This is a genomic window from Halorubrum sp. 2020YC2 (genome assembly GCF_018623055.1).
In the GTDB taxonomy this organism is placed as follows: Archaea; Halobacteriota; Halobacteria; order Halobacteriales; family Haloferacaceae; genus Halorubrum.
Window position 1 is genome coordinate 1,438,302 of sequence record NZ_CP076019.1, and the last position, 14,896, is coordinate 1,453,197.

Annotated in this window: 10 protein-coding genes and 7 pseudogenes; 4 read left to right on the top strand and 13 right to left on the bottom strand. The window is 51.8% G+C overall.

Going from position 1 to position 14,896, the window contains the following annotated elements; translation table 11 throughout:
* Nucleotides 1-75: 75 nt before the first annotated feature.
* The 8 genes and pseudogenes from KI388_RS15275 to KI388_RS07140 form a co-directional block, all read right to left on the bottom strand.
* A pseudogene (locus KI388_RS15275) lies at nt 76-656 on the bottom strand (HAMP domain-containing sensor histidine kinase).
* A gap of 422 nt (nt 657-1,078) precedes the next feature.
* Entirely contained in the window at nt 1,079-1,495 is a 417-nt protein-coding gene (locus KI388_RS15280; protein ID WP_251133228.1) for a PAS domain-containing protein, read from the bottom strand.
* The gene (locus KI388_RS15285; protein ID WP_251133229.1) at nt 1,495-2,313 is read right to left on the bottom strand and encodes a response regulator; all 819 of its coding nucleotides are present in this window, start codon (nt 2,311-2,313) and stop codon (nt 1,495-1,497) included. The genes KI388_RS15280 and KI388_RS15285 overlap by 1 nt, the downstream gene beginning before the upstream one ends.
* A 682-nt stretch (nt 2,314-2,995) precedes the next feature.
* Nucleotides 2,996-3,652 carry a hypothetical protein gene (locus tag KI388_RS07120; RefSeq protein ID WP_215088637.1) on the bottom strand — a complete coding sequence of 219 codons (657 nt, stop codon included), beginning with the start codon at nt 3,650-3,652 and terminating at the stop codon, nt 2,996-2,998.
* Between the two features lie 543 nt (nt 3,653-4,195).
* Entirely contained in the window at nt 4,196-4,618 is a 423-nt protein-coding gene (locus tag KI388_RS07125; RefSeq protein WP_215088638.1) for a hypothetical protein, read from the bottom strand.
* A gap of 613 nt (nt 4,619-5,231) precedes the next feature.
* Entirely contained in the window at nt 5,232-6,158 is a 927-nt protein-coding gene (locus tag KI388_RS07130; protein WP_215088639.1) for a hypothetical protein, read from the bottom strand.
* 568 nt (nt 6,159-6,726) lie between these two features.
* Nucleotides 6,727-6,987: pseudogene (locus tag KI388_RS07135) on the bottom strand (hypothetical protein); the annotation flags it as partial.
* A gap of 54 nt (nt 6,988-7,041) precedes the next feature.
* Nucleotides 7,042-7,396 (bottom strand): annotated as a pseudogene (locus KI388_RS07140) (hypothetical protein).
* Between the two features lie 114 nt (nt 7,397-7,510).
* Between KI388_RS07140 and KI388_RS15630 the strand changes: the two are divergent.
* Together KI388_RS15630 and KI388_RS07145 are read left to right on the top strand one after the other, a co-directional pair.
* Nucleotides 7,511-8,350 (top strand): annotated as a pseudogene (locus KI388_RS15630) (CBS domain-containing protein).
* Nucleotides 8,351-8,489: 139 nt separating this feature from the next.
* Nucleotides 8,490-9,724: pseudogene (locus tag KI388_RS07145) on the top strand (transposase).
* A gap of 25 nt (nt 9,725-9,749) precedes the next feature.
* Here KI388_RS07145 and KI388_RS07150 read toward each other — a convergent pair.
* Nucleotides 9,750-10,007 (bottom strand): annotated as a pseudogene (locus KI388_RS07150) (FKBP-type peptidyl-prolyl cis-trans isomerase); the annotation flags it as partial.
* 214 nt (nt 10,008-10,221) lie between these two features.
* On the opposite strand from KI388_RS07150, the gene KI388_RS07155 reads away from it, so the two are divergent.
* Both KI388_RS07155 and KI388_RS07160 read left to right on the top strand, forming a co-directional pair.
* Entirely contained in the window at nt 10,222-10,551 is a 330-nt protein-coding gene (locus tag KI388_RS07155; RefSeq protein WP_215088640.1) for a hypothetical protein, read from the top strand.
* Nucleotides 10,552-10,631: 80 nt separating this feature from the next.
* Nucleotides 10,632-11,267, top strand: coding sequence for a heme-binding protein (locus tag KI388_RS07160; RefSeq protein ID WP_251133230.1), 636 nt, complete (start codon nt 10,632-10,634; stop codon nt 11,265-11,267).
* Nucleotides 11,268-11,581: 314 nt separating this feature from the next.
* On the opposite strand, the gene KI388_RS07165 is transcribed toward KI388_RS07160, so the two are convergent.
* The 4 genes and pseudogenes from KI388_RS07165 to KI388_RS15290 all read right to left on the bottom strand — a co-directional run bounded on the left by KI388_RS07165 (nt 11,582) and on the right by KI388_RS15290 (nt 14,868).
* The gene (locus KI388_RS07165) at nt 11,582-12,394 is read right to left on the bottom strand and encodes a hypothetical protein (RefSeq protein WP_215088641.1); all 813 of its coding nucleotides are present in this window, start codon (nt 12,392-12,394) and stop codon (nt 11,582-11,584) included.
* 42 nt (nt 12,395-12,436) lie between these two features.
* Nucleotides 12,437-13,031: pseudogene (locus KI388_RS07170) on the bottom strand (IS6 family transposase).
* 82 nt (nt 13,032-13,113) lie between these two features.
* A complete protein-coding gene (locus KI388_RS07175; protein WP_215088642.1) occupies nt 13,114-13,503 on the bottom strand; it encodes a hypothetical protein in 390 nt (129 codons plus the stop codon).
* Between the two features lie 1,044 nt (nt 13,504-14,547).
* Entirely contained in the window at nt 14,548-14,868 is a 321-nt protein-coding gene (locus tag KI388_RS15290) for a hypothetical protein (protein WP_251133231.1), read from the bottom strand.
* Nucleotides 14,869-14,896 lie beyond the last annotated feature (28 nt).

Consider the following 14,896-nt stretch of genomic DNA (forward strand, 5'->3'; position numbering starts at 1 on the left):
GAACTGTTCACTCCGGAAAACTATCTCGTGGAATTCAGCTGGTTCAGAACCTAAGTGCGGCTGTACGAAACAGAACTAGCTCGAATCTGTTGATCGGAATTCAAATCGCGCACCGCCTTCCGAACTGTCCGTGAGGGTGATATCCCAGTTGTGAGCTTGGGCGATACGTGAGACAATCGTGAGTCCGACCCCGCTTCCGCTGTACCGGTTGTGTAGCCATGATCAAACACGGAATCACGTTCTTCAGGTGGAATTCCCTCACCGGTATCTTCGACATAGAAGCCGTGTTCGAGTGGACCGACGCGAACGGTGACGGCTTCACCACCGTGTCCGACCGCATTCCGGAACAAATTCTCGAAGAGTGCCATGAACTGACTGGGGTCGCCGGTCACTGTACACGGTTCCGTCGACAGCGTTGCTGACCGCGTCTCGGTCAACTCCCACGCATCGCGGGCTATCTCATGTACCGACACCGGCTCGTGTGTTTCCGCAGGAGTGTCATGACGTGCGAGTGTAGTAAGGTCGGTTACAAGGTCTTGGATTCGAGTGAGAGACGTTTCGACCGTCTCAAGGTGTGATTTATCCTCGGTCTCTCGGTATAACTCGAGGTTTCCGGTCGCAACAGACAACGGGTTTCGGAGATCGTGTGAGACCATACTGGCGAACTGTTCGAGTCGCTCGTTTGCGCTTCTAATTCAGATTCTCGCTCACGTAACGTCTGTTCGGTGGTGACCTGAGAGAGCGCAGTGGTAATGTGACTGGCCAGTATCTCTCCGACAGTCACATCTTGGGTATCGAAATTTGAGGGGGTCGGTGATCCGGCCATCAAATCCCGTACTCACCCAGTGGGAGATGTAACTCGCTGCGGATCGGTGATTCTGGGTTATAGATATCTGAATCACTCTGTACATCATCAAACCGCTGTCGCAGTTCCGTCTTCGAAGACCCGCCAGGCGATGCTCTCCCCTTGCTGAATGTCGGCGGCTCGCCGATGAGCTCTAGAACACCATCAGTGTACGCAACCGGAGCCAATGTTTCGCTTTCCGCATCGTACAGATAATTGCGTTTGCTTGGAGGTCTAAAATCTCGCGTGCGGCAATAACGCCACGTTCAGCGACTTCTTCGACCGTCTCTGCTGCCAATAGCCGCGGAATGGCCCGATTGAGCCCTTCGAGTTGTTGTTCTCGTTTTTGCGTTCAGTAATCTCCGTGGACACGCCGAACACACCCTCGGCTTCGCCAGCAGTATCCAACACCGGGACTTTCAATGAGAGATACGTCCGGTCGTTACCATCCACCGTAATCTGCTCTTCAACTTCAAGTGGTTCGCCTGTCTCAAGCACACGGAGATCGTTCGCTTGGACAGTCTCTGCTACTTCGGGTGGGTGGATGTCCTCATCATACTGACCGACGAGGTCCTCCGTATCGACGTCGAACAAGCGCTCATATTCAGCATTCACAAACACGTACCGCCCCTCTGTATCTTTCAGATACATCACCGCGGTCGTATTTTTGAGGATGAGGTTGAGACGACGGTCTGCTCTTGTAGATCCGAGAGTACGTGTCGCCGATCAAGGTACGCTGTGACGAGCTGTAGAATGGTGGTAAGCAATTCCTTTTCTTCCGGGAGAAACACATCGCTGTCCGCCTCAGTCAAAGCGTTAGTCGTGTAACCAATTGTCAGCGTAACTTCGTTGCCGGCGGTGGTCACATCGTGGACTGTGAACTGTTCGACCGGTGGTTCGTACTCCGGAGAGGTGAACTCAGTTTCATCGATGGTGAGCGACGCTACGGCTTCCTCAGGAAACTGTAGCGACTGTGGAAGATGTGTGACAACTTGTTGGAGCTGTCCTTCTGACTGACCGTCACTGTCGACAAGGACATCGCTGATTGTTTGAATCGCAGTGAGTTCCTTCACGCGTTCTCGCAGGTCACGTTTCGTTTGGTACTCAGCAACTGCGTGGCGGATGCGTGTGGCGAGTCGATCGTACTGTTCTGGGCCTCGTTTCTGTAGATAATCAGTCACACCGGCAGAGATGGCTTCGCTGGCGATTTCTTCTGAGCCCTTCCCAGTAAAGAGAATAAACGGTAGGTCCGAGTGGGTTTCACGAACCGTGTGGAGGAACTCAAGCCCATTCTGCTCCGGCATTTCATAATCACTCACCACACACACAATCGGCTCGGTTTCGATGATTTCGCGCGCGTCGGCGACACGAGTCGCAGTATGAATTGTCGCTGTAGGGAGGTTCCGTTGTAAATACGTGGCTGTGAGATCTAAGAAATCTGCCTCGTCATCGACGCAGAGAAGATGCATGGGCGAGTGTCTGTTACCTTGCTAAATATTCTTTCTGTGAGTGACTTGGGACAGAAGTCGTGGGTTTCCGCAGTACATCTTTGTGAACTAAACACAAACAGTAACTGATATTGTTGAATACTAATATTGGCAGACCATCTGACGGAGGGTCGTAGAATCTCATCGATTCGAACAAAACAAAAACAAGGGATCACTCCAAACTGAGCGCCCCCAACGTTCCGACGTGTACCGCTCGTTTCGGACTCAGTTTCCACCGTCGGTATGGGAATCAAGCGCTTCACACATAACATAAAAAATCAAATAACTCTGCGCCAACCCCATACCACCTTCAGCCGCTTCCGAAACCGGTCACAAGACTACCTATCCCCGGGACATTATAGCGGGGAATATTCGGATAATTCTGGTTCAGATGAGGATGGAGGTATATTCTTAGCAGATTTAATCACATCTCATGCGATTTTGGGGTGCGTCTCAGCTATCAACCGCACCAAATTCGGCCGTAATTTGGAAAAATGTGCTAAGCGCTACTTAGAGAGTCTAAAAAAGCCTATCGACCAATAATCAATAGAACTGCCTGAAAGAGCAGTAAATCAGCTAAGACTGATTCTAAGTTGGTTTAATACTGCCCGCAATCTCATCTAAAACAATATATTATTTGAGGTATTCGTTCAAATCGCACCAACTATGAGGCTGATGTCCATGCTTTTGCTGGGCGGATTCGGAAGCTTTCTCCGTAAGTTGCGGTACGTGAGAAGAAAATCGAAAGCATCACCAAGAGCACCGCTTTCAGCAAGTTGAGTCCGAACTTCAGACGGTCGATATCCGTCCTTCTTTCGCCTACTGACATCAATGTCAAACTGTTCGACGCAGAAAGTCGTGATAGAATCGCCGGGAGGTGTTTCCCGTTCGGTGTGACGAAGTACCGATCAATGCGATCGGGAAACGCGGCGAGTTTCTCGACTGTTCCCTGGGCCCCATCTGAATCACCGGATTCCGTTTCGACTTCGGCAACGACGACTGGTTCGCCCTGAGAAAATCCCACGACGTCTAGACGTTTCTTCGATAGATGTGATACGTTGTCCCAACAGGTAGTCGGCTGTAGCCGCCAGACATCACAGTATCGAACAACGCGGTCAACATCAGACCGAGAAGCAACAAAGAGCGCAACGAGGTCAATCCCGACTCTATGTAGCGTATTTTCTGAAGGCGATCGTTCGCCCCAGCCGTCGTTGCTGACGTTCGGAATTCCGAGCTGCTTACGGACTTTCCACGGCACCGAGTAATATGTTTGAGGAGTATTCGGCTGAGAGAGCAAGCCGAGGCTTTTGAGCCGATCCACATCAACATCAAGTTTCGACCCGTCAGGTGGTCTCGGAATGACGCCATGCTCTGCGTTAGTGAATACAAACCGATCCGTCGCTCCATTGCTAACCCGATACGTGTGAGAAAGAGTGCCTCGGCAGCCGATATGTCCTCAATCTCGAATGAATCGGTGAGTGGTTGAACATCTTTCACCTCCCTAAATTCGGAGCCCATTTCGCACGCAGCGGCTCGATGTGCGTCTTGGATGGCACTAGCATATTCTTCGGATTGGAACGGTCGATCCAAATCGGAAAGGCCCACTCGAATTGCGTCTGACGAGGGAAGGCCAACGTCCATCTCTCTCAATATAACGAGTTCGTGTCTGTATCGCTCCCAAGGAAGTGTCTTTATTCGCGGATAAAATGGAGTAAATTTCGGGGCAGGTACTTCATACGCGTCTCCCGAGTTAGAAGCCGTGAAACCATCGTCAATCGCAGCGTCTAATGCGTTTTCGAGTGTTTGTTTATTTTCGATGTTGTTACCAGGTCGATCAGGCGAAGGAAAGAACTGACAGATCTCATCAAACAGGGTTGTGAGATATTGATTCGTTGAAATTGAGTGTTGAACTCGCACGAATGGTGTCGGCAACTGTGACGAGGCGCTTGTCTGGCCGAGGAAACGGATCCTTGGTATCCGGATCAACTAATGGATTGTCCGAATCCGAGCCGTAATGGGTGCCATAAGCTTGCGTTTTTCTGTATTTCAACTCGCGTCGAATCCATGATCGGACTTGGGGTGTGATATCGACATATTGCTGAATGTCGTTTTTAGAAAAGATTGTATAAGCAAGGTTGGCTAGTCGGTGCCACCCGTAATACGCATAATTAGCAAGACGCATTAAGACCACATCGTCAGGAACGAAGAGATAGTCACGCTGTCTGGTGAGGTGGGAGGTCGTCAAAATTAGACTTTGGGAAGAATAGTGGATGATCAAGTGGTCCAATGAAACTCCTCGCACTCACGTGGCTCAACGGGATTTTGTAACCATCATCACATTGAATCACGCGATCCTCGTACTGGGATTGTTGTGATCCCACAGATATATGATTCGATTGGTATGTTCGGGCAGCGAGGACTGGGCTCGACGAGGCCTGTTCTGAATCCGGTACCAGCAGTATCGCTACGATCTCACGTTGTAATGGGCCCGGAATCAGATTTTGAAACGCATACAGTACATCATACACGTATTGTTCTCGAACGTGTTCCACCGTGAAAGACAGCCCAGGAGAATTCCGGAATGGTCGTGTCATCATCCTGCGTTCAGAACTATGCTCAGGATACTGCTCATACTCATGTGTCCCGCGGAGTGGATCCGCAAATTCGACACGAAGAGCGGTTATCGCGGCGAACGTGGCGATTTCGTGAAATGAGTCGATATTGGGTGTGTCTTAATTCCATTCTTTGCTTTCAACGCCTCCACACCATACTCATCGAGGCGCTTTCCAAATCCCTCGCCAGTATCATCAAATAACGCGAAGAGTTGCCGCAGCTGCCTTCGCGTACAGTCTAACGGGAGGAGAGTTGCGCGTTGTACGTCGAGGTGCCGGTCTGGTATCTCAAGCATAGGTTGGGACTGAGACTAGGTCGTTTAGCGTATCGACTCCTTCATCGAGGAATCTCCGTCGAGGGAGAAGTGCCATCCCATCGAGGAGGGGAATCTGTCGAATGAGTTGTTCGTGTAATTTCTGTACGTTCGGAAGCGACCGGTATTTCTCTCTCGACTCTGGGAAGACCCCAGGGCAATCCGTCAGTTTGCTACACTTCAGGAAGTGGAGAAAGTCATAGATTGACTCTCGGTTCGGCAGAACGAGGAGACCTGTGGCTGCGGTTTTCCCGATCTGAGCGGCCTGTAGATACGTCTCGAATGGCGACTCTTCCCACTCTGTGACGACTCCTAGGTATCGGAGTCGCTGACCATCGGTAGTGTATTCGAATCCTGCGACATCAAATCCGAGTACGGGGAGACTCGACGAGGTCTCTTTAGAGGAATCGTAGTCCGAGCGCGAGTAGATGAGGTGTGGCGAGATCGCCCAGTCAACGTTCGGCAAGCGGAGTAATTGCGTCTTCATCCGACAGGCCACGAGGTTATGATCTCTATGGGCGTCTAGTATGGCCCTTCCATCGAATGGCTTGAAATCAGAGTACGGGTGAGATGCGTTCTCCGGATACGTATCGACCAATTCGACATCCCATATCTGCCTGAACTCTGCCGTCGTACTGTAGACTTTCGAGCGGTCGACACGCCGCTTGACTATCCACTTCGAGTCTAGAGTGTCCGGTTGTACGCCGTAATGATTTGCACAGACCTCACGCAGGTCCTTTGTGAAACCGCGACGAAGTCCACCGTATCCCGGGATTAACCCGTACTGATCGAGAAACACTACGTGGGCAAACACCCTCGCTGGTGTGACCTCCTTTCTTTTTTTTGATTCGTTGTTCGCTGGCTTTGATCCCTGCGAGGGGACCGAGAACCAATTCGTCATGTTTCAGCAGTAGGTCTTGGCGGAACGCTTCCGCCAGCCACTCTTTAGGTCGAATGTCGTATGGTGTATTGGAAAGATATTCGTCGAAGCCTGTCGATTCAGTCTCAATTAACGATCTGAGTGCCGAATACAGGGGCTCGAATGAGAGGCCATCGTTGCCGATGACGTGAGGTGTGATATGTGTCTCAGGAGATCGATGTCTCGGGAGCAGCCATCTCTGCGCAGTAAGTCGCGCTCAAATGAGACCGCTTCTGGGGAATGACAAGGAGTTTCGTTCTCACCATACTTGCGGCCACAGACAGAACAAGTTCGCTCTACAAAATCAGTTAGTTGCGGCTGCTCGTTCTGGTTTCCTCCGTTCTCTTCTCTTTCCGTATTGCTCCACATACTGACTCTAAATTTGTGATCGAATTTAAAGGTCTGCCCCGAGATATTGCTACGCTTCTGTTACTGTGTCGTCTATCTAATCGCAAAATTATAAAAATAGATTGAGAGGTCTGTAGGTCCTTAGTGAATCATTGGAAATGGGGTCACGCTCCCCGAGCCAGCAGTCCTTGCTGTTACTCTCCGGCTTCGTCCCAGTCCGCAGGTTCTCCCGATACTCTCCCCATGCTTGGTACATCTCTGTCCGTTCCGCTTCCGTCATCGTCTCGTGTTCGGCTTCGTCGTAGAACGGGAGTTCCTCCTTCTCGGGGACCGCCATCACCTGCTTGAGCGGGTAGATTTTCTTGTAGTAGTTCTCCAACACCCAGTCTTCGCCGTGCTCGTCGACAGCTTCTTCGATGAACGGGGCGGCCTCCGGATACTCCGCGGCGAGTGTGTCAGTCATGGTTGTTGTGTTGTGGGTGGATTGGATCGCTCCGATACGCGGACAAATCGACGTTCAGGCGTCGGTGAACTCGGCCAGTGAGTGGTTCGAACTGCTACTGTTCCACTTCCGATTTGGATGAACTCGAACGTCTCAAGCGAGGCGTCGATCGTCTCGGCGAGCCGCGTCTGAATCGCAGAGGGCAGGCTCTCGATGGGAATCGCCGTGAGCGCGTGCTGGGTAAGGTGGTAACTCGATGCGAGGTTCGTCGGGGCGACAAGAATCACGCTTGCCCCGTCGACAGCGTCGAGCGCGAGTTGGGCATCCCGATACTGGTGGACAGTCACATTCAATCATCCACGGGAAAGAGGTAGTCAGCAGCCCCAAATTCGATACTCGCCCCTGCTGACTCAAAATGCCCTTTGAGCATAACTATTTACAATATATGTTCTATAGACATTACGTTGTGGTGAATGAGATGGTGATCTGTCCCACTACGGGCCATGCTCCCAATTTGAATAGCCCGCCCGATACATCGGACCATGTGTCCCGAGACCTCTACGACTGTACAGCGGCTGAACTCGCAACAGGCTCTGTCGAACACCTCATACGACACACCACCAAGTACTGCTGCTGAGTGGCTCGAAACAAACGGGTACGACGCCGCGCCGATCCAAAAGCAGGGCGACGCGGTCGGGTTCATCCACGAAGACGACGTCACTGCTGACGATGACGGCGATACACTCGAGGAGCATCTCACCCCGCTCACAATTGACTATATGATGAGCGGAGACACCGCGTTTGAGGACGTCCTGGCTGCGCTCATTAAAGAGCCGGTTTACTTCCTCGGCGGCCAGCCGCATTACTGGGATCCTCACCCGTGCCGATCTCAACACGGCCCCAGTACGCATCTACCTATTCGACCGCATCACCTACCTCGAAGAGCACCTCCGCGAACTCATTCTCGAGCACGCACCCAATTGGAAACAGACGCCAGTCACTGTTGATGAACTCGACGACATCGAGGACCGATACACAGACGCACAAACTGCTAACGTTGAGTTAGACGAGATCCACTACGCACAGTTCTACGCTAACACTATCATCTCGAACGTCGAAGCTGTTGGCAAACCTGCGGTTTCTCAACGACAGCGCAAGCCGACTCTCGACTCACGAGATCAACGAGCTTCGTAACGATGTCGCTCACGCCAATCTTCTCGTTGAAAATACCGATAGCGAGGGGTTCCTCAATAGCGGTCGTACGACGGAGAACCTGTCCGCCCTCTCGAAAGTATCACCAAGTCCTCACCAACCTCAGGAGCCGGGAACGCTCCGGGGACAGCGGAGGATCGGTTCGAGCACTCAGAGCAGACGGATCAACTGAAGCGGTAGCGCGGAGTCCCGATCCTCAAGGAGCGACCGAAGGGAGCGAGTAGGGAGGGGAGGAGCGCGTTCGTATCTGTCACAAACACTAGCATATAAATAGCCACTTGTCAACATTGAATACGTGGCAGAACGACTACGTGCGTCGGACGGCAATCACTCGCCTCTCGGTAGATGATGAGCAACGCGAGTTGCTTGAGGAAACCATCTCCGAGTGGAAGCGTGGGTGCCAACTCGCCACAGACATGGCGTGGGGGAAGTGTAACGCCAAGAGCGACGTACAACCCCTCGCCTACGACAACGTGCGCGAGGAAACCGACTCGGGAGTCAGCACGCGATCCTCGCAACCCCCAATCCGCACAAGCCATCACCGGCTGTCTCGAACGCCGCCGAACGGCAAGCAGGTCAGTAAACCCACGTTTACCGCACCCACGGTAACGTACGACACTCGAACGATGACGCTGTTCGATGACGATACAGTGTCACTCTCCACGACGGAGAGTCGCGTCCGATGTGACCTTGCTCTCCCTGAAGCCGAGGATGGCTACCAACGGCAGTACCGACTCCGACCACTGGAGCGTCACGGAAAGCACACTCACCGCTCGTGACGGCGACTACTTTTTACACATCGGCTTCCGCCGACCGAAGACTGAAACGGAGCGAGACACCGCCGAGGACGGAACGGTTCTCGGGGTCGATCGGTATTGAAAACCTCGCCGTCACCAGCACAGCACGATTCATCAATGGGCGCGAACTCTCACATAACCTCCGCGAGTTCGAGAAAGTCCGTGCAGGACTCCAACAGACAGGCACGCGAAGCGCCCACAGAACGCTCGAGCAATTAAGTGGACGCGAACTACGATACGTTCGTGACGTGGTTCACCAAGCGTCGAACGCGGTTGTGGATGAAGCACTTCGATACCAGTGCGACGTGATCGCCTTCGAGGACTTGACTGACATCCGCGACCGCACGGGTGCGTCGTGGGGGCACAAGTGGGCGTTCCGAACGCTGTACGAACAGGTGGAGTACAAAGCCGAAGCAGTCGGCATCTCTGTGAAGCAAGTGGGTTCGGCGTACACGTCGCAACGGTGCGCCGAGTGTGGATTCACGGCAGACGAGAATCGCCGAACTCGCACGGACTTCCGGTGCGTGAAATGTGGGTCGGAAGCGAACGCGGATTACAACGCGGCGAAGAACATCGGGATGCGGTATGTCCGTCGAGGCCAACAGTCGTCTCGGCGGACGGGCGACAGTCAACTCGCCCTAAAGTCTGGAACGGTGACGCCAAGTGGCGGATTCACCGCCCACCCGGACGGGTTTGAGGCCGAGCTCACGGACAAGCCCCACCCTCAACGAGCGAAGTCGGTAGACTGAGCGAAGTAGGGTGGGGTCGTTGACACTCCTGAATATTCTCGTCAGTGGGCTCACCGTACGCCTTCTCCGGCGGGATCGTCAGCGTTTCCGTCTCCCCAGCTTCGAGGCCGATCAGTCCCTCTTCCATCCCGTCGATGACCTGCTCGTCACCGATTTCGACCGTCAACGGCGTGTACTCTCGCTCGGGCTGGGCCTCGGCAAGGCCCGTCTCCTCGGCGACAGACTTCCGGGAGGTGTCGAACACTGTTTCGTCGTCGAGTCGGCCCGTGTACTCAAGCGTCACAGAATCGCCAGTAGCAATCGTCATACGAGGACAAGAAGTCCTAGACCGAAAGCCTACGTCCTTGAGTGATGACCGTCTGGCGCGTTCTGAATAAGGTCACCTTCCTACCGAACACGTCACCAGCAATGTGGTGAAGTCGTACGACTCAAACTCTCAGAATCCCGACCTGATGCACAAGCTATACACGTCATAATAGTCTACTCAGCGGTATCGTATGACAGCACTTCGGAAGCATCTATCGAGTCTCACGGATCCCGACGCTGATGCGGCTGCGCAGACGCGTGATACCCTTCTTTCTGAGGTCGATATTCCGACAGGATGGGACGTCGGTGAGACAGACGTCGAAATAGCACAAGACGGGACGCAAGACTGGTTCCTGGTGGCGTTCGAACATCAGTCGGATCCGGACACGAGAGCATCCGTCTTTCTCCTTGAAGGGTCTCATATGCTCCAACTCTACATCGAATCCGCAGATACTGATGAGTGGACTGACCCCACACAGACTCCCGAAGAGATCACAGCAATCCTCCGTCATCACGCATAGAGCTGTTTATTTGTCGGACAGCGAAAGAGCTCAACCTTGTTGGGCAGTTCGTTAATCACGATAGACGACAATAGTGCTGTGTGAGATCAATTACGAAAACGATACTCGTTGGTGGTGGTGTGGTACTTGCCGGCTGGGTTGGATGGGGACTCTACTCGACTAAGAAGGCAGAGTCAGTCCCGTACGAACAGCTACGAAGCATTAACGGCGCAGACATTCGGCGTTATCCGCAGACAGTTCTTGTTGAAACGGCAGCGCCGACGCAACGGATTGCGTTTCAACGCCTCTTCGAGTACATCTCCGGAGCCAACCACGGTGATGAGTCGATCTCGATGACGGCCCCTGTCGAAACCCAATCTGGGGACTCAATTGCGATGACGGCTCCTGTTCGATCAGAGGCAACCGAGACCGACGCTGAGACGATCCGGATGGCGTTCTATCTGCCATCACAGTTCACGCCTGAAACGGCACCGGAACCAACCGACCCAGCTGTTACACTCGTCACTGAACCACAGAAGACGGTCGCTGTGGACCAGTTTTCGTGGTATGCGCCGGAGTGGCGGGTCGAACGGCGGACGGAGAAGCTGCTTGCTACGCTCGAAGATGAAGACATCGAACCAGACGGAAATCCCTATCTCCTCCGGTATAACGACCCGTGGACACCACCGTTCATGCGACGAAATGAAGTGGCGGTAGAAGTCGTCGAGGGAGAGTGACGGTGGGTGACGCGAAACCCTGCTCTGAACTGAACATCGAGGCGTACGATGATACAGCGCGCACGGGTATGACTCTCCCAGCTCTGTTGAAATTCTTAAGAACTGATGGGATCGGCGTGCGAGATATAGAGCGTGCAGTCAGCACAGGAGCAACGTTACTTTCTCCATCTGAATCTTGAATCAGCCGATAGAATGCGCTTGCGTATTGACTATTTCAGAACAAAATTATCATGTTGATAATAACCACGAAGATGTGGGTCTCTTAGTAACGACTGTTCGTTATTTTCTCATCAGGTATGGTGTCGTCTCTAAGTTCATCTAGGGGGACGACATTCAACCACTCTTCCATCCTGGGGTGATTTGTCTTTTTCACCGGTTCGCCTAATAACGTACTCTGTGACATAATATTGGGCGAAAATTTGTCCAAAATCTTTTGCAGCTGCACCGTTTTCATCTATAGTAAGCAGAACTGGTGTCCCATCGACATTTATATACACCCCTATCTGCCGATCATTGAGTGAAGCATTTGGCGGGAGCTCTTCAATTAATTCTTCATACTGAGTTGTATGAGCAGCTCTGTATCCTTTATAGCCCGAATCTGCGGCTAATTGTAATACGGATTGTAGTATTTGATCTTCAACCTCATCGATCGATATGTACTCAGGATCATCAGGCACTACACTCTCATCGATACGCATATTCTGTTCAGCGTCTGGGATGCCATCAGAGTCAACTTCGGATGCTTGTATAGTTAGGTAGCCATCAAGATGTCCTGCTCCAGCAGATCTAACCGTCACGTGAAATCCATCGGCAAGCTTATCTGGGGTTTGATCCAGTTCTGCGCTGAAACTATATGATTCGAACCGGTGGTCAGTGTTTCTTTCAACCAGATATGCTTCTTCGTAGGTCTTGACAAACTCTGCTACGGATTCGTATCCTGTAACGAACCCCTTTATCGAACGTGTGTAAATATCTCGTGGCCACGTTACATCAAGATTAGCAGATGTAGGGCACTGATCTGGTAATTCGTCTTCACTCGGTGGGTCCGAGTCATCAGAACTTGTACAGCCAGCAAGGCCGACACTGGCGAGAGTCGCCAGTACCGCACGGCGGGGATGAGAACTCACTACCAAAAAATCTCGGCAATTGGTAAGTGTCTTGGGTAGTGCTCAGAGAAGCTGATTCCATGCGAAGGCGAACGATCTGAGCCACTCGTCAGCAGTTTCTGCTTTAGCGTTGCTAAAATAGTTTGTAAAACTGGCAGTTCTACGTTTTACCTCACGAAAAACACGTTCGACGCTGTTCCGATTTCCATGTCGTTCGTATCTGAAATCGAGGCCGTGTTTGCGACAGGCTCGCTGAAGTGGAACCGCACCATCAACGAGAAAGATCGCGTCATCAACATTGATTTTATCATGCAGTCCCGCGAATAATTGATCCGCAATCACGTTCGTTCTTGCCGTCTCAAGCCGTGTATGTAGCAAATCGTTCGAGACAGTATCGACAGCAGCGTACAGCCAGTATTGTTCATCGTCGAGTTGAATCACGGTCTCGTCAACCGCGAGTGATCCGGGCTTCGATCAGTTATTGGCTGTAAATCGGCTTTGTGAACCCAGCTACGAACGGTCGATCGAATTCTATCATTCAAATATTTTAAGAAATAAACAGTATTTGAAAGCGATAGTCCTGACAAATGAAGCTGAATACTGAGCTTCATCAACAGCTTCGGTGTTGCTTCTCGCCCCCCACAAAATCTAAGTTGATCTCGTCTAGACAGCCGCTAAAGCGGACGTTTTTGGGGTATAAGTCCGCTTTGAAAACGCACCGTCTTACCTTTCAAACCTTATCAGAATATTTCCGTGCGACAGTCAACCACGGTACCATCCTCTGGTGATTCGTTTTCCTCATCGGTTCGCCGAATAACGTACTCCGTGACATAATACTGAATAGGTCCCACAGTAATCCCATCTATTGAGTTACCACCTTGTCTATCTATAATGAGCAGAACAGATGTCCCGTTGACATCGAAATAGGCCCCCATCCGCCGATCAGTGAGTGAAGCATTCGGCGGAAGATTATCAAACAATTCTTCGTATCGAGGTGTAAAGGCGGTTCTGTGATTTTCATAGCCCGTATCTGCGGCTAATTGTAATACGGCTTGTAGTATTTGATCTTCAACCTCATCGATCGATATGTACTCAGGATCATCGGGCACTGCGCTCTCATCGATACGCATATTCTGTTCAGCGTCTGGGAGGCCATCAGAGTCAACCTCGGATGCTTGTATATTTAGGTGGTCATCAACACTTCCTCCTCCCCAGATGTGACCGTCACGTGAAATCCATCGGCAAGCTTATTTGGAGTTTGTTCCAGCTCTACGGAGAAATCAAGAGAGTGGAATCGTGTATCGTGTATTCTTCAACCAGATACTCCTCTTCGTAGTTCCATAACGAATCCACCGGCCGTGTCCGCATCAAGCTCTTGCGGCCACTGTACGTCGAGATTGAGCGATTTTGAACACTCGTCTGGCAATCTGGCTTCAATTTCTCTCAGTGTTGGTTCTCCGTCTTCACTCGGTGACCCCGAGTCACTACGTTCGCCTTCATTTGATGACTCTGTGTCACTGCGAGTCATACAGCCGGTGAGGCTTACGCCAGTAAGCGTTGCCAGCACCGTACGTCGGGAATACGAAGTCATGATGTGGAATTATAATCAATTTGTAAGTATCTTGTGAGAACTTTTTCTGGATAATTTCGACATCGAATGCTACACGGCCAGTACTGACTGATCAAGGCTCAACCTGTACTGACCGATCACTCTCTCCCGTAGATCGGCCTCGGTTCGTACCACATTCGCGCTCTGTGTTCAGCACGGCTCCAAGAAGATATCACCGGGTGAGGCTTTCAACAAGGCCAATCCCGTCGAAACCAGAGTCACCGAACAGTTCCGTGAGACGGGGATAGACTGTGTTTGTCTATGGGGACTGTAGGCATCCGATTACATCTGAGGCGTCTTCCTATCGAACAGAGATGTGTATCTGACCAGAAGAACCAACACGATTGCGAGTCCGAGGGTGGGGTATTCGACCGTGACCACCAGCCATTTCGCCGATTGGGTGGTGTTCATCAAGCTGATGAGAACGGTGGGATAGCTATCGGGTTTGAGTAGATCAGGATAACCCAGAAATTCTCCAATGAATCGAGGAGCCGTGAACAAACAGTCAGCACCATCCCGACCTTCGGAATTAGCACGAGACGGTCGTCGAACGACAGTCGCTGCATCACGAGTGAATGGAGCGAGAAAAGAGAAAGAACCCAGCGATGATAAAGAGATAATCGAGCACAGAGAGGAGAACAACCGAATCCATGACCGGGTCGAATGCCTGTAAGATGGTGTCCACGTCCGTTCGAGTCGTTGACTCTTGTAGGTCTGCGGTCGAATAACCGGATGTCTCAATTTCCCTCGTGACCGGGACAAATCCGAAAATGATGGTTCCGACGAATATACAGAAGGAGATGATTGCGACAACGCCATGCGTTCTAGAAGAGGCGGCCTCCGCGTAGGCTTCGACCGGTCGAAAGACGCTGATATCTCTTTGCATGTTTGCGACGGTGCTGGCGGTTATTTAG

Bases quoted from the DNA above. Each gene is read 5' to 3' on its own strand.
- KI388_RS15280 (WP_251133228.1), bottom strand. From the start codon at position 1,495: ATGTATCTGAAAGATACAGAGGGGCGGTACGTGTTTGTGAATGCTGAA.
- KI388_RS15285 (WP_251133229.1), bottom strand. From the start codon at position 2,313: ATGCATCTTCTCTGCGTCGATGACGAGGCAGATTTCTTAGATCTCACA.
- KI388_RS07130 (WP_215088639.1), bottom strand. From the start codon at position 6,158: ATGACGAATTGGTTCTCGGTCCCCTCGCAGGGATCAAAGCCAGCGAAC.
- KI388_RS07155 (WP_215088640.1), top strand. From the start codon at position 10,222: ATGACAGCACTTCGGAAGCATCTATCGAGTCTCACGGATCCCGACGCT.
- KI388_RS07175 (WP_215088642.1), bottom strand. From the start codon at position 13,503: ATGCGTATCGATGAGAGCGCAGTGCCCGATGATCCTGAGTACATATCG.
- KI388_RS15290 (WP_251133231.1), bottom strand. From the start codon at position 14,868: ATGCAAAGAGATATCAGCGTCTTTCGACCGGTCGAAGCCTACGCGGAG.